Origin of the sequence: Bradyrhizobium sp. BR 10289 (assembly GCF_019455385.1) — a bacterium.
Lineage (GTDB): Bacteria > Pseudomonadota > Alphaproteobacteria > Rhizobiales > Xanthobacteraceae > Bradyrhizobium.
On sequence record NZ_JACOFR010000002.1, the window covers coordinates 138,563 to 152,872 of the forward strand.

19 protein-coding genes and 1 tRNA gene are annotated in these 14,310 nt (G+C 61.4%); 5 read left to right on the forward strand and 15 right to left on the reverse strand.

The window, feature by feature from the left end; translation table 11 throughout:
• The first annotated feature begins 154 nt into the window (after window positions 1-154).
• The 4 genes from HYH08_RS04085 to HYH08_RS04100 all read left to right on the forward strand — a co-directional run bounded on the left by HYH08_RS04085 (window position 155) and on the right by HYH08_RS04100 (window position 4,603).
• The gene (locus tag HYH08_RS04085) at window positions 155-2,824 is read left to right on the forward strand and encodes a glycosyltransferase (RefSeq protein WP_220008471.1); all 2,670 of its coding nucleotides are present in this window, start codon (window positions 155-157) and stop codon (window positions 2,822-2,824) included.
• A 315-nt stretch (window positions 2,825-3,139) separates the two neighbouring features.
• Window positions 3,140-3,215 (forward strand) — tRNA-Lys (locus HYH08_RS04090).
• Between the two features lie 14 nt (window positions 3,216-3,229).
• Complete coding sequence (locus HYH08_RS04095) at window positions 3,230-3,547, forward strand: hypothetical protein (RefSeq protein WP_220008472.1); 318 nt, start codon at window positions 3,230-3,232, stop codon at window positions 3,545-3,547.
• A gap of 96 nt (window positions 3,548-3,643) precedes the next feature.
• Window positions 3,644-4,603 carry a toll/interleukin-1 receptor domain-containing protein gene (locus tag HYH08_RS04100; protein ID WP_220008473.1) on the forward strand — a complete coding sequence of 320 codons (960 nt, stop codon included), beginning with the start codon at window positions 3,644-3,646 and terminating at the stop codon, window positions 4,601-4,603.
• 44 nt (window positions 4,604-4,647) lie between these two features.
• Here HYH08_RS04100 and HYH08_RS04105 read toward each other — a convergent pair whose 3' ends face one another.
• The gene (locus tag HYH08_RS04105; protein ID WP_220008474.1) at window positions 4,648-5,085 is read right to left on the reverse strand and encodes a hypothetical protein; all 438 of its coding nucleotides are present in this window, start codon (window positions 5,083-5,085) and stop codon (window positions 4,648-4,650) included.
• Window positions 5,082-5,270: a hypothetical protein gene (locus tag HYH08_RS04110; protein WP_220008475.1), complete on the reverse strand. Its 189-nt coding sequence runs from the start codon at window positions 5,268-5,270 to the stop codon at window positions 5,082-5,084. Before HYH08_RS04110 ends, HYH08_RS04105 begins: the two co-directional genes overlap by 4 nt.
• Window positions 5,271-5,551: 281 nt before the next feature.
• Here HYH08_RS04110 and HYH08_RS04115 point away from each other — a divergent pair, with 281 nt between their 5' ends.
• Entirely contained in the window at window positions 5,552-6,142 is a 591-nt protein-coding gene (locus HYH08_RS04115; protein ID WP_220008476.1) for a hypothetical protein, read from the forward strand.
• Here HYH08_RS04115 and HYH08_RS04120 read toward each other — a convergent pair.
• From HYH08_RS04120 to HYH08_RS04180, 13 genes are all read right to left on the reverse strand, one after another.
• Complete coding sequence (locus HYH08_RS04120) at window positions 6,139-8,067, reverse strand: right-handed parallel beta-helix repeat-containing protein (RefSeq protein WP_220008477.1); 1,929 nt, start codon at window positions 8,065-8,067, stop codon at window positions 6,139-6,141. The two genes, HYH08_RS04115 and HYH08_RS04120, sit on opposite strands and share 4 nt — an antisense overlap.
• Window positions 8,068-8,337: a hypothetical protein gene (locus HYH08_RS04125; RefSeq protein WP_220008478.1), complete on the reverse strand. Its 270-nt coding sequence runs from the start codon at window positions 8,335-8,337 to the stop codon at window positions 8,068-8,070.
• On the reverse strand, window positions 8,337-8,837 hold the full coding sequence (locus HYH08_RS04130) for a hypothetical protein (protein ID WP_220008479.1): 501 nt from the start codon (window positions 8,835-8,837) through the stop codon (window positions 8,337-8,339). Before HYH08_RS04130 ends, HYH08_RS04125 begins: the two co-directional genes overlap by 1 nt.
• Window position 8,838: 1 nt before the next feature.
• Complete coding sequence (locus HYH08_RS04135) at window positions 8,839-9,417, reverse strand: hypothetical protein (RefSeq protein ID WP_220008480.1); 579 nt, start codon at window positions 9,415-9,417, stop codon at window positions 8,839-8,841.
• A 5-nt stretch (window positions 9,418-9,422) separates the two neighbouring features.
• A complete protein-coding gene (locus tag HYH08_RS04140; protein ID WP_220008481.1) occupies window positions 9,423-9,575 on the reverse strand; it encodes a hypothetical protein in 153 nt (50 codons plus the stop codon).
• Between the two features lie 47 nt (window positions 9,576-9,622).
• A complete protein-coding gene (locus HYH08_RS04145; protein WP_220008482.1) occupies window positions 9,623-10,045 on the reverse strand; it encodes a hypothetical protein in 423 nt (140 codons plus the stop codon).
• Window positions 10,029-10,268: a hypothetical protein gene (locus HYH08_RS04150; RefSeq protein WP_220008483.1), complete on the reverse strand. Its 240-nt coding sequence runs from the start codon at window positions 10,266-10,268 to the stop codon at window positions 10,029-10,031. The genes HYH08_RS04145 and HYH08_RS04150 overlap by 17 nt, the downstream gene beginning before the upstream one ends.
• Window positions 10,265-10,807, reverse strand: a complete 543-nt coding sequence (locus tag HYH08_RS04155; RefSeq protein ID WP_220008484.1) for a terminase small subunit — start codon at window positions 10,805-10,807, stop codon at window positions 10,265-10,267. The genes HYH08_RS04150 and HYH08_RS04155 overlap by 4 nt, the downstream gene beginning before the upstream one ends.
• Before the next feature lie 610 nt (window positions 10,808-11,417).
• A complete protein-coding gene (locus tag HYH08_RS04160; protein WP_220008485.1) occupies window positions 11,418-12,506 on the reverse strand; it encodes an AAA family ATPase in 1,089 nt (362 codons plus the stop codon).
• Window positions 12,503-13,369 carry a bifunctional DNA primase/polymerase gene (locus HYH08_RS04165; RefSeq protein ID WP_220008486.1) on the reverse strand — a complete coding sequence of 289 codons (867 nt, stop codon included), beginning with the start codon at window positions 13,367-13,369 and terminating at the stop codon, window positions 12,503-12,505. The genes HYH08_RS04160 and HYH08_RS04165 overlap by 4 nt, the downstream gene beginning before the upstream one ends.
• Window positions 13,366-13,560, reverse strand: a complete 195-nt coding sequence (locus HYH08_RS04170; RefSeq protein ID WP_220008487.1) for a hypothetical protein — start codon at window positions 13,558-13,560, stop codon at window positions 13,366-13,368. Before HYH08_RS04170 ends, HYH08_RS04165 begins: the two co-directional genes overlap by 4 nt.
• A complete protein-coding gene (locus HYH08_RS04175; RefSeq protein WP_220008488.1) occupies window positions 13,561-13,788 on the reverse strand; it encodes a helix-turn-helix transcriptional regulator in 228 nt (75 codons plus the stop codon).
• 76 nt (window positions 13,789-13,864) lie between these two features.
• Window positions 13,865-14,308 carry a hypothetical protein gene (locus HYH08_RS04180; protein ID WP_220008489.1) on the reverse strand — a complete coding sequence of 148 codons (444 nt, stop codon included), beginning with the start codon at window positions 14,306-14,308 and terminating at the stop codon, window positions 13,865-13,867.
• Between the last annotated feature and the right edge of the window lie 2 nt (window positions 14,309-14,310).

Here is a 14,310-nt window from a genome sequence, read left to right on the forward strand (position 1 = left end):
CGCGCTCCGAAACTGTCATGCCCTCATACGGTCATGAGGCCATGACAGTTGTGAAACCGCGCGGCAGAGGTATGCTCCATTTGCCGCGGACTCGGTCGGATCTCGGGGTCGGATCCGCTTCCCTGCCACCTCAGCCCCTTTTGGTTTAGCCGCGATGCGCGTTGTCGCCGCCGTTCTGTTGCTTGTGTCCGCGCTTCACGCTGGGCTGTGGGGAGTCTTGCGCGACAAGGAACCCGCGCCCGACTTCAAGGGCCTGCTCCCCAGCGTCTCCTACGCGCCGTTCGAAGGCTCGGCCCATCCCGACATCGACAACATCCCGTCGATCGAGAAAATCCGCGCCGACCTGAAGACGCTGTCGACGATGACGCGCGCGATCCGCCTCTATTCGTCCACCGGTGGCGTCGAGCTGGTGCCGCCGATCGCGGCCGAGTTCGGCATCAAGGTCACGGTCGGCGCCTGGATCGACAAGGACAAGGACCGCAACGAGCGCGAGATCAAGGCGGCGATCGAGCTCGCCCGCAAGAACAGCAACGTCGTCGGCGTCGTGGTCGGCAACGAGGTGATCTATCGCGGCGAGCAGAAGGTCGAAGACCTCATCGACATGATCAAGAAGGTGAAGGGCTCGGTGCGCGTGCCCGTCACCACGGGCGAGATCTGGAACATCTGGCGCGACAATCCCGACCTTGCCTCCAACGTCGATTTCATCGCCGCCCACGTGCTGCCCTATTGGGAAAACTTCCGCTCGGACCAGGCGGTCGACCAGGCGGTCGACCGCTATAACCTGCTGCGCAATTTGTTCCCGGGCAAGCGCATCGTGATCGCCGAGTTCGGCTGGCCGAGCCAGGGCTACAACTTACGCAACGCCGATCCGGGCCCGTTCCAGCAGGCGCTGACCCTGCGCAATTTCGTGAGCCGCGCCGAAGCCATCGGCATGGAATACAACATCGTCGAAGCCATCGATCAGCCCTGGAAGTTCTTCGAAGGCGGCGTCGGTCCCTATTGGGGCATCCTCAACGCCAGCCGCGAGGCGAAATTCGCCTGGACCGGGCCGGTGGAGAATCCCGATTACTGGAAGCTGATGGGAATCGCGCTGCTGGTCGGCGTCCTGCTGTCGCTGCCGATCCTGCGGATCGAGAAAGCGACCGCAAAGCAGGCCTTCTTGCTGTCGGCGACCGCCAACGGCGTCGGTGCCTGGGCCGCGACCGTGTTCGCATTCTGGAACAGCCACTATTTCATCTTCGGCTCGGCCTTCGCGCTGACGCTCGGCATGATCCTGCTTGTTCCCCTCGTCCTCATCGCCATGGCGCGCATCGACGAGATCGCCGCCGTCGCCTTCGGCCGGCCGCCGCAGCGACTGCTCACCAAGGACAAGCCGATCGAGAACGTGCCGGAAAATTACTACCCGAAGGTCTCGATCCACATTCCCGCCTATTTCGAGCCGGTCGAGATGCTCAAGCAGACGCTCGATGCGCTGTCGCGGTTGAACTATCCGAACTACGAATGCGTCGTCATCATCAACAACACGCCGGATCCGGCGTTCTGGCAACCGATCCAGGACCATTGCCGCGCGCTCGGTGAACGCTTCAAGTTCATCAACGCCGAGAAGGTGCAAGGCTTCAAGGCCGGCGCTCTCCGGATTGCGATGGACCGCACCGCCGTCGACGCCGAGATCATCGGCATCCTCGATGCCGACTATGTCGTCGACCCCGATTGGCTGAAGGATCTCGTGCCGGCTTTCGCCGATCCGCGCGTCGGCCTCGTGCAGGCGCCGCAGGAGCATCGCGACGGCGACCTGTCGATCATGCACTACATCATGAACGGCGAATATGCCGGCTTCTTCGACATCGGCATGGTCCAGCGCAACGAGGCCAACGCCATCATCGTGCACGGCACGATGTGCCTGATCCGCCGCGCCGCGATGGACATGGCTGGCGGCTGGTCATCCGACACGATCTGCGAGGACTCTGATCTCGGCCTTGCGATCCAGGAACTCGGCTGGACCACCCATTACACCCGCTACCGCTACGGCCAGGGCCTGCTCCCGGACACCTACGAGGCGTTCAAGAAGCAGCGTCACCGCTGGGCCTATGGCGGCCTGCAGATCGTCAAGAAGCACTGGCGCTATTTCCTGCCCGGCAAGAGCCGGCTGACGCCCGACCAGAAACGGGAATATGGCCTGGGCTGGCTCAACTGGCTCGGGGCCGAGAGCCTCGGCGTGGTCGTGGCCCTGCTCAACCTCGTCTGGGTGCCGATCGTCGCCTTCGCCGACATCGCCATCCCCGACAAGATCCTGACGCTGCCGATCATCGGCGCCTTCATCGTCTCGCTGGCGCACTTCCTGTCGATGTACCGCGCGCGCGTCGCGATCAAGCCCGGCCAGATGCTGGGCGCCATGATCGCCGCGATGAGCGTGCAATGGACCGTGTCGCGCGCAGTGGCGCAAGGCCTGATCACCGAGCACATCGCCTTCGCCCGCACCTCCAAGGGCGGCTTGTCGCGGATGTCGATCGAGTTCCAGGCGTTCTGGGAGGCCGTGATCGGCACCCTGCTGCTGGTCGGCGCGGGCGTGCTGGTGGCGTCCAACAGCTTCCGGCAGATCACCGAGATCTACATCTTCGCCGGCGTGCTGGTGCTGCAGAGCCTGCCGTTCCTGGCGGCGGTGGCGATCGCCATCCTCGAGCTCAGCCGCATCAACTCGTTCCAGTTCTGGCGCGACAGCGCGATCCGCACAGCCGAGCTGATCGGCCTGCGCCCGGTCGCCCTGCCGACCCCCGCCGGCACCGCGCAGCCGGTGCCGAGCGAGGTGCGCCGGGAGACGAATTGACGGGCCGGGTGAGCGCCCCGGGTCCCCTGGTGAGGAGTCGGGCGTCTTTGGGCGTGGATGACGCCTCGCCAAACAGGTTCAAAACTCCGGCCTAAGCGCCAGAAGCGACAAGAAAATCCGCAGCTATGCCGCGCATTTCGGCAGCCAGCCCGCTATTGACCTCGGCGCGCCAGCCCCCTACACAGCGCGGGCCGAAAGCATGATCCGGAAACAGCCGGTTTTCCCTGCGACGCAAAGTCAAAGCGTCGCAGCAAGACATGCTTCTCGAATGTCCGAAGACGATGGCGATCGCGTTCAAGCCATCAGCGGCCATGGGAGCGCGTAGCTCAGCCGGTAGAGCACGTGACTTTTAATCACGGGGTCCTGGGTTCGAGCCCCAGCGCGCTCACCAATAAAATCAAGGACTTGTACGATAATTCAGAGCTATTTCATCTGAAGGAAATGAAACAGGGTAGCATATCGGGTAACAAAGATGTGAACGGCGCGCGCATCCCCTGGACGCGCAGAGAAGACGACAAGCTACGCGAGCTTGTTGACGCAGGCGCACCGATCGAAGTCATTTGCGAAACGCTGTGCAGGACTGAGCAAGAGCTTCGCAAGCGCGGCTACGACATTGGGCTGCCGATGAAGTGGTTCAAACGACCGCGGCCTCGATCACAGTTGCCCGCAGCCACGCCGCGTGCAACTCTCGCCCTGTTTCAACCAGGGGAGGAATTGTCGTGATCCGCATTTTCGCACTCACCATCGTTTTGCTTACGCTGGCTCCCTTCGCCTCGGCTCTTGCTGGCCCTTGCGACCACGCTTCAGATCGAGCTTCGGATGGCTCCCGGTGTGGGGACCGAGCTGCCGACCGCCGGCAGGGCGGTAAGTGACGGAACAGAAGACACCCTGCCGGCGATGACCGGCGGGTGTTCGGTTCGTAACACAGCATCCGACAGATCAATGATACCCATCCAAACAAGAATGGCGGCCGAGCTAATGGCGCGCTACCGCCGGATGGTTCAAGCCAAATACCCCATGCGAGCGGCGAAGTGGCCGCTGATTTCAGGCTATGATCTCCGGTCGGGCAAAATGCCGGGTGGAATGGTTCTGATTTGCGACCACACTGGAAACCGAAACTCCTTCCGAGGCGACGTCATCACTCAATCGCTTAATCCTCAACAATTCGGCGTCGCCAGCATCACCCTCGACAATGCATTGGCCTTGCGGGCGGCTCTCGAACGCTATCTTCATCTTGGCCCACAAGACGGACTGTTCATCGCGGTCGCGACGGAAGACAGCCTCGTCGTAGTTGAAGCAGAACGCCAACTCGCGGCCGTGCTCGAAAGACACGAACAATATCTTGGGATAGCGCCTATGAGGGTTTTTCTGAGCCACAAGGGTGTAGACAAGGAAATGGTTCGTCGCTTTGAAAAAGTCCTTCGTGAGATGGGCTTCGATCCATGGTTGGACGACGATGCAATGGCGGCAGGGGCACAGCCCGATCGCGCCATTCAAAAAGGATTCGAAGATTCCTGTGCCGCTGTGTTTTTCGTGACGCCCGACTTCAAAGATGAGAGTTGGCTCGCCTCGGAAATTGAATACGCGAGGGCCGAAAAACGCAAAAAGGCGGAGCGGTTCGCCATCGTGACACTGTGCCTATCGAAGAACGGCGTCCAAGGCGATGTGCCGGAGTTGCTGAAAAATTACATTTACAAGAAACCAGCACATGAACTTGAAGCATTGTACGAGATCGTACGTGCCCTGCCCGTTGCGTTAGGGACGCCGACATTTCGCTAGCCGAACGATGCCCGCCAGCGTGAACCGGCGGGCCGTTGATCACCTTAGCCAGACGGGCACATCTCCGGCGCCTGCTGCTTCTCCTCGTTCGGGTCGTCGTCCTCTCGGTCGCAGTCGTCCAGCTCGAGGTCGTTCACGTCACCCATGAGGCCGCTGGTCGTCCACCCCAGGGAGGGCTCTCCGTCCTGGTCCGGCTCGCACTCGTCGTCGCAGGAGCCGCCGGCTGTGGGCTCAAGGTCCGGGTCATCGTCCATCCCGTCGAGCAGGACCAGCAGGTCATCGACCATCTGGCGCATCTTCCGCTGGAAGGTCAGCGGGGTCTTGCAAAGCCCCATCTCATCAATGCGCTTCTCGACCCTCTCCGTTGCCTTGGCGAGGCGCAGGATGGCCTTGTGCCAGTCGGGGTGTACGGCAGCCGCGAGCGCAGCGAACGAATCCAGCGCCTCTACAGGCTCTCCGGTGGGGGGTGGAACGTGCTTCACGACACCACCTCCTCGAGCTCGGGAGATGCGGCTGTGCCGCCGTCGAGATGGCGAGGCCCGACAACGGGGACCGCAAATTCATCGCCGGCATCGCGGGAGGCCTGCCAGAAGATCCGGCGCAGCTTCCAATCGCTGATCAGCGAATAAAGAGGGACTGTGGTATGATGGGACTTAGCTTGGGCCATGGGTCACTCCTTGGCTCGGGTTAGAGCCGGTTGCGAGGTTGCCGCCTTGCATCCGGCTTGCTTTTTTGGTACACCAAAAATATGAAGAGGTCAATTACGGTACACCAAAAAAAACGAGGTCGACCTGCGACCGGTCGCGATCCCGCAGTCACGATTAGATTGCCGGAAGCCGTGTTAGCCGACGTGGAGCGATGGGCTCTGGCCCAGGAAGATCAGCCCGCCCGATCTCAGGCCATCCGCCGGCTCGTCGAGCTCGGCTTGACTGTCAACAGGAGGGGCAGATGACAACTAAACGGGACCTCGATCCGGACTTCGTTGAGGTCCTCATGCAGAGCCTTTCGGTTCTGTCGAACGTAGCTACGCTCGCATCAACTTGGATCATGCTCAGGGGACGCCCAAGCCTCCAACCTGATGAGCGGATGCACGATCATATTCGAACCTATCTGAAAACGCTCTCAAGGAGCCTACAGGATAGCTTTGAGGCTGCAGAAAACGTATTGCGCATTCTAGAGGAGTCTCGGCGGCAAGCTAGCCCTGCCAACCCCGACATTCTTTCGGAATCGGTCCGATTTGGACATTCAACCCTTCTCACGCCAGATGAATTCGATCGAGCATATCAATTGCTTGGTCAGCTTGATCGGGAAGCGTTAACGGCGCGGGACGCTGCGCGTAACGTGCAGAAATTGGTCCAACACACCGCGCTTATGGAGCGAATTCAGCTAGACTTCGATCCAGCACGATTTAACGATCAACTCAATTCAATACTTTTCGAAAGCAAATCCGTTGGCGAGGCAATGGAGAAACTTCGCTTGGCTCAGCATGAGGCCGAGGACATGATTGATTCACTTTCCAGACAGCTGCGCCGCAACTAATTCGGCACATCCGCAGTCGTCCGGTTTTTCTCAATCCAATTCGTCCCGTCATATCGGAACGTAATTGACCGAGAGAAACCGTTGGCCGGCTTCGTCCAGGCAGCCATCTTGTAGTGGCTATCAAAGCTCACCGTGCCCATCACTCCACCAGTAGCGTTTTTGATGGTGATCTCGAAAAGCTGACCCACCTGCGTAAGCTGTCCACCGTCCGTTGACGGCGGGGCGAGACCGAACCCAGCCGCATTCGTCACGGTGATGATGATGCCATCGTAGAGCGCACCGTTGGGCGTCACAGGATCGGGCGTGCCGGCCCACGTAAGGGTCTGGATGCTGTGAACCGTGGCCCCGCCAAACTCGATCGAGCCGCCGCCGGGATTGAGACGCAGCGGCAGGAAGCCCGATCCCTGGAATTTGGCTTGCAGCCACGCGGTGCCGAACGAGCCGGTGGTATTGTCAAAGCCCAGGTAGAGCTTCTTGAGCGGCTGGGCGTTGTCGCACCATGACTGCATGCCGTCGGTGGAGGCGTAGCTGACCGACGGCGCCGTCATCTTCCACGTGAATGGTGCGCTGTTGACCAAATCGTAACAGGCGATGGTCTGGGTGTTGGTGCCGTTGTCGATCAGGTTTTGGAACGCAACGCCGTGCAACAGCGTCGTGTCGGCGCCGGTATTGACCTTGATGACGCGCTGACGACCACCATAAACCGTGTTCTGATAGGCCCCCGACGCGAATGTCATACCCGTGCCGTCGGCGGAGAACGAGAACGCCTGACAGTTGATGAACGTGTTCATGTTGCCGAACACGTTGAAGTCGGTCGTTGTGTTGCCCTCTACCACGAGGCCGATGAAGGTGTTGAGCTCCACGTTGGTGTTCAGGTTCACACCGATCAAATTCGATGCGCAGTTGCCGCCAATCACGACGTTATGTGACGCGTTGCCTTCCATGACGATACCGGTGCCGGTCGAGCCAACGCGGTTGAGGCCGGAGATATCTGCATTCCAGACGGTGTTATGAGACGATGGAATGTTGCCCAGCACGCCGTTGTTGTAATCCTCAAACACAATGCCGGCGTCCGGCTTGCACTGCGTTCCGGCCGTGTAAGGGATGTTGACGCCGAAATTCGGCGCATTGAACGTTATGTAATGCGAGCCCTGCATGTGGATGCCGTATGCACCAGCGGACGGGATATAGATTTTCCCAATCGGGAAGCGGCCGCAGTTGCGGAGCTTGAGAGCGTCACCGCCCCCGGCCTCCGTCGCTAGTGCGAGCTGGTCGATCATCATGGGCGTGACGTTATCGACGCCATCAAGGAACACGCAGGCGCCGGTCCCGACGTTGCGGATCAGTGACGTAACGCCATCGCCGATCAGCCGTAGACGCTTGCCAGTGATGGTGATCAGAGCGCTGGAGCTATTTCCCTTGTAAGTGCCGGTCGGGAAGTAGAGGGTTGAGCCATCAGGCACCAGACCAGCGAGAGAGGCAAACAGCGACGTATTGTCGTGGGAGTTATCCCCGATCGCGCCGAACCCCGTCACGTCGTAGATGTTATAGTTTGTGTCGAAAACCGCCCGGCCAAGGAAGTTGATCTCGCTTGTCCCAATGGTGATGGGATCGCTGGTCGAGACGTAGAAGATCTGGGCAGAATTCGAGTTGCCAGACGACACAAACACCTGCGTGCCGTGGACCACATCAAATGCGCCATCGAAATCCTTCGTCCGCTGCCAGTTGCCGGTTGATGCCTCGTAGATACCGTTGAGAACCGCGTTCGTCTGGTTTTTGACCAGAACGCGGTCGTGCTCGACGACGGTCACGCCATCAATGGTCTGAAGCCCGCCAAGGGTGATATTGGCCGTGGTGGCGCACCTCACCGGAGCTTTAATAGCGAGGCCTTCGGCAACACTATAGCGGCGGTCGATCTTGCCCATCTAGGCGCCCCCTCCAGAGAAAGGTTCGCGCGATTCCAGCAGCTCGGGCTCGACCGGCTCATAGTAAGAACCGGTCTCGTGCGGCCCCACCAGCTCGATCAGGCACGACATCGGCGCACGAACCGCTGTCCTCGCCGGCCGCATTTCGATACGACCAGGCGTACGGATCACGATGGCATCGACGCCAAAGCGCGGATCGCACTTCACGACGGCGAACCAGTCGGCCGGCAACGGATCGCCGGCCTTGTAGGTGCGGACTTCGCGGCCCATCAGCTGAGCTTCTTGGCGTAAAGGTTGCGCAGATCCCGCTCAGCCAGCGCGGCGCTACCGACGCTCTCGGTCATCTTGTGGCCGTCGCTGATACGCTCGACATGGTAGCCGGCCCCGTTCCAGGTCACCGCGTAAGTGTCGTCACGAAGCAGCACCTCGTTGCGGCGGGGCATGCTGATGATCTTGATGCCCGCGAGCGTGACGCCATCGCGCATGGCTTCCGAAACGATGGCCTCCGCGCACCACGAGCGGTCGAAGGCGACAACCAGCACGGCATCTAGGGCATTCAGCGGATAGCCGCTAACCTGGACCTTGCGCCACACGCCGGGCTCCTTCAAATCGTCACTGACGAAGCCGGCAGGCAGGCGGGCAACGACCTCTTTACGGACGAAGCCGCTGCTGTTGACCTTGACGTTCGCGGGATCGATCTCCGGGGCCTTGCGGGGGCCGGCGGGGGCGGCAGCCTTCGGCTTCTCGAGCGTGGTTGCGGCAGTCTGCATTTCAATTCTCCAGATAGGGTTCAAGGGCGCGCTTGCCTTCGGCCTCTTCGAGCTCGCGCCAGGATTTGGTGGTGTCGACATACGGCAGCAGCCGAAGTCGGAGATCCCCGAACTGATCAGGCCGGCCGCTGACGCGAGCCAGAGCAATGCTGAGCAGGCCCGAGAGGCGCTTCGCCTCCATGACGGGCTCAAGGGACAGCGCGACCTTTCCGCCGAGATCATTGATGGCGGTGCGCTGATGCTTGCCGTGCTCCAGCACATCGCTCATCGCCTCAGCCATCTCCCGCGCGGCCTTGTTTGCCGCCTCGATGGCATTGAGCCGGCCAGCCTCATGATCGCGCAGGCTTGCCACGAGCGCAGCACGACGGCCGGTCTCCGCTTCCATCGCAGCATCACGCTCGCGCCGGGCCTGTTCGCTCAAGGCTTCATCGACCGCCGCCAGCTCCTGCTCAGCGGCGCCGATCTCCTTTGCCAGCGCTGCTGGCACCTCGCCGTTGTCCAAAAGGGTGCCGCCACGCTTACGCTGCAGCTCACCCAGCCGGACAATTGCGGCTTCGCGTTTCTCCGCCAGATCAGCCATTGCGGTCAGCCCCGGTCCAGGCCGTGCACGCGATCAAGCAGCGCCTTCAGGCGAGGCTTCAGGGCATCAATCCGCTTCTTTCCGACGCCGAAACCGATGACGTGGTTGCCGTAGAAGCCCTTCGGGTCCGCCTTGGCTTCGGCCTCCAGTTCGGTCACCTCCGCCTCGAGGGTCTGAAAATGTTGGTCCGTCACTTGTCGTTCTCTCATGGGTTGGAGGATAGGTCTTCGATCAGCGCGAGCTGCTCGCTTTGGATCGCTGTGTCGGCGTCGTAGGCGCGCGGATCAGTGCGGGCCAATTCTCTGATTTCAGCGAGACGGGCGCGGGCCGCGTCGCATTCCGGTCGCGAGGCAGGCGCCACCGCAGTAGGGTCTCCGCCGTTGTTGTGGACGCCCGCGAACCAGTCGTAACCGACCTGCTGCAGCTCCGGGGACCAACCCTTGCTGGCGTAGTCCCAGGTGGGACCGACATCCTCCAGCTTGGCCTTGCCGTCGAACGTGCGGGCGTACCAGCTGAGGGCACTCTCAACCTCACGATCAGGAACGCCGCGCTGCTTGGCGAGCCGGACGAAGGCGTCAGCGTATGGCTGATCTGCCGCGCGGAAGAGGCGCTTAACTGTTGGATGCATGCTGCTGAGCCCCCGCTAGCGTGAAAATCATTCCGTAGATCTCAGGCGAGATGGCCCACGGCCTCTCCATTGCAGCCTGCAGCACATGCTCGAGCTGAGCCCCCAAGCTGAGATCGGGATGGTGCGGAATTTCCAGAGCCGCCGCGGCCTTGACGATCGTGAATGCGATGCGACGCGCTGCGTCAACGTCTGGATCAAGCGTGAATTGAACAGCGTCGCTCATTGGATCGTGTCCCCCTTTGCCTTGGCGTGCATCAGGGCGAACACGGCAGGAGGGGCCACAGCACGTTCGCTGACGGCGCCGACGATCTCGGCAGGCGTCGCGGTGCGCGAGAGGCCCAGGCTTTCGGCGGCATCGGCCAGCAGCTCGCCGGCCTTCTTGGCCTCGCTCGATCTGACGGCCGCCGCAAGCTGAGCCTCAGTGGCGTCACGAGCCGCGATGTCCTCGGTCTTCTCAACCCACAGGCCAGCAAGCTTTGCCAGCGCCGTCACCGCGCCGACCATCGCGGTTGCGTTACCCTTCGCCTGCGCGATGTTGTACGCGGTCTCGAGGCGAGCGAAGCACGATGCGAGCGTGATCTTGCTGGCCTCGGCCACCTCCGCAGTTGCGATGCCGATCGCTTCCTTGACCTCCGGAAGGCGCATGAGAGCCGCGGCCTTCACGTTGGCGGTCTTCGCACTGTAGCCGGCCCTCGTCGCAGCCTGCGCGCCGTTGCGGTCCTTCAGGTACTCGGTGACGAAGGCTTGTTGCTTGGGGGTCATCAAGCGCCGTTCCCCGCTCGCTGCTGCGAGGCGACATCACGCGCGACGGCGCGCCGACAGAACGCGGCAACGCTGATGAGTTCGCGAGCGGCGCAGGCCTCAATCTGACGAGCGAGCTCCTCAGGCACGCGGATGGACACCGGACGGCCTCGCTGGTCGGCAAATTCGTTGGGCTCAACCATTATGTTACCCCTATCGCTACCCATCGCTGGGTAGACGCAAATCATTTCAGGCAAAATGATAGCTTTCGCAGTAGGATGCAACGCCTTGGAGGCAGCTAATTCCTATGATCATATATCACGGGGTCACGCTGACTAACGGGTGAGTCAACATGTCGCACGCCATCAAGCTCTCAGGTCGAGAGGTTGATCGTCAGTGGTAGCCGAGGCGACCATGCGTCGTGTTCCCTCGCCAGCAATTTCGGGATTTTCTCGGCGCCGCGAACAGACGAGAACTTTGCAGCGCCAGCACACCTTCCAGCCCCGAGGCCCGACCCAAAGGGAGGGCCGACCAGGGGGCGACCAGCCCTGGGGGTATGGGGGAGAGAGCGGGCCCCCATGGTCGACCCAGCTTGCCCGCAGGTCGGACGATGGTCGGTCGGATGGTCGAACTACGCACGGAGCAGCACCAGCGTGGCCTTGCTGGCTTTCTTCGTGGGGTTATCGACTAGCCGGATCTTCTCAGCGGCTAGCAAACGCTCCATGGCATCAGCGAGAGCTTTCGGCGTGTAGCCCTTGGCTTGAGGGAGCTTGGCGAACTGTGCTGGCGCATAGTTAGTGCCCTTCTGCGCGCCAAAGAACCGGAGTTGCTTAGCTGTCAGATCGAGCAGGTCGAGGAACATGTCATCGGCCAGCTTGTGGATCAGCGCGAGTTCAACGTCAGTCTTACCACCATCAGGCACGAACACCCCATCCTCGTATCGAACAACAACCCTCTCACCGAGCGGGCCGTACTGGTTCTTCTTGAACTCGATCGTGCGCAGGTCACCATCAGAGGTCAGGTAGATCCGGGACCGCACTGAGTTGTGCCAGGCCGTTGAGCCGGAAAGCCCGGTGCCCGAGTTGATCCCAGTGAGGCTCGGGTGGCTCAGCAGCACCACCGATCCGTTAGCGGCAATGGCGAGCTTCCGTAGCAGGCTCACAAACTGCCTGACTTGCCCGCGATCGATCTCATTGCCACCGAATACGTCGGCGGAGGTGTCGATCCCGATGTGCTTCGGCCTAATGTCGTTGGCGGCTTCCAGAAGCCGCTTGTACATGCGCGTGGGCTCGATCTGGCCAGCGCGATCGGGCACGCCTAGCAGGCCGTCTCCTTCGACACAGGAGAACATGTGCAGGCCGCCCTTGGTCAGTTCTGCGAACGTGGCGCCGTAGTGCTGGCAGATGCTGGCGACGCGCCGGTGCAGTTCGTCTCTGGTGTCCTCGCAGCCCTGGTAGATGACCGGCCCGGGCTCCGGCAGAGAGCCAAACCAATCGCGCTCCAAGACGTGGGCACAGGCCAACTGAAGCTCAATGATGGACTTGCCGCTACCGCCTTCGCCGCTGAGCAACGTCACCTGGTGCGCCGGCACACGGTCGCGCACGGCCCATTGCCGCGGCGGGACCGGTGTGATGTCCCAGAGGGACATATCAATGAAGTTGAGCGGCTCCAGCGGCTCCTCAGGCGTTTCAGCCTCGAACTTGTCCCACCTCACCGTCATGCACGGGCCCTCGCACTCTGGAGGGTTCGGACAATCTCGCGATCAGAGAGTCCGGCGTGAAGGGCAGCATCGAACAGGGCTGCGAAGGCACGATCCCCCTCGGTAGAGGGCACCTCTTTTTCAACAACCATCTCTACGACGCGCATGGCGCCCCAAAATAGGACCTTGTTGCGATCACCCTCCGTCGTTGTCGCAACCCGGTTGAGGATGCCCTGGATGCGCGCGATCGGGTGTGCAGAGGATCGATAGGCTGACAGTGTCAAACCGTTTGACACCTGCTCGCGCGGCTTTGGCCGCAACATCGCATAGAGCCAGTCTGGAGCGTCAGCGAAGTTGAAGAAGTCCAACGGCTCAGAGATCTCATACGCCTTGCCGTCGAGCCGCCTCGAGGGCGGCGCGATGACGTATCCGCCGGCACCACGCACATTGATGCCGGTGCCGGTGATATTGCCCTCGCTGTTCGTCAGGGGTCGATCGGCACGCCATCTGAAGATCAGATGCTGGCCCCCGCCTGGGGTGACGTGAGTATGTGTCGGTGGGCAGCCATGCTTCAGTTTCAGCGCCGCCCAGTTAGCTCGGCCGTCTGGATCCCCCGGGCTCTTTGGCGCATCGGGATCGATGGCCCAGATCGCGGAGGCCGGGCCGCAGGCAACGCCGATCATCGCCGTTGGCCAGGTGCTCCACCACGCCTTGATCTGTTCCGGGTCAACCGTTGCCTTCTTCACGCCCCCGGTGCCGGGGATGTACTTGCCGTTGGCGTCCTTGTCGCGGCCGACCAGCGGCGCCTTGTTGCCCTGCTTGCACGGGAAGACGTGCCACCCGCGCTGCGCATAGTCGAGCGCAAACTCCATCATGGATTTCATCGCGCCACCCCATAGGCAAGCCGAGCAACCGTGATCGCCGTGGCATAGGTGAGCGCATGCAGGCGCTGCAAACGAGACGCTTGAAGTTGAGCTAGGAGCGAGGTAAATTCCGGGTCGATCTTGCCAGCCGCGAGAGAGACTTCCGGAACGCCCCGCGGTTGCGACGCGGGGCTTTCCATTTCCGCCAGCATTCAGCCCGCCCTCCCCGCATCCCATGCATCGAGATCCGCGGCGTCCCAGTAACGACGTCCGTTGATCTTCCTGGGGGCAGGGAAGCTGTTGTTCTTCAACCAGCGCCAGAGCGTCATGTCGCTAATGTTGCCATAACGCTGGCGAACCTGCGCGGCGCTGAGGTAGAGCTTGCTGGGAGAGAAGATGGGGGCCGCCGATGGCGGCGGGTCAACTTGAAGGGTCTGCATATCGCGTGTCCTTTCGTTAGAGCACGCGATGTATTTGGGCGATTTCTATCTGGCGGTCGCCATGGTTGAAATCCCGCTACTTAGCGCGGGATTCCCCTTTCCCCCTCTTCCGGCGTGTGCCTCCATCACCTCCACGGATCTTGCTCCGCAATGCTTTTCTGTGTGCAAGACCGAGGGATTTTTCCTTCGCCACCTCGGCCAATGCTTCCTCCAGCCCTAAGCCCTTGCGGCGGTGATAGCGGTACAACTTGAGGGAATCGTTCCAGTCGGCCTCGGCTGCTGTCATTCGGTACGCTGGTGTGCGTGGCCGGCTTTTAGGTCGACGCAAATTGTACCGATCGAGAAGGTCCGCAATCAACTCTCGAGCTTCGGGACCCGGAACACTCTCAGATCGCAAAAGATCGATTAATGGCGCCTTGTCCCCGGCATCTGCTGCTTCGACGGCGGCCCGCCAAGGAAGATATGCCTTGATCGCATCGCGCGGTTTGCCTCTGAACCAATCGATCCGCTCCTCCGCCATGG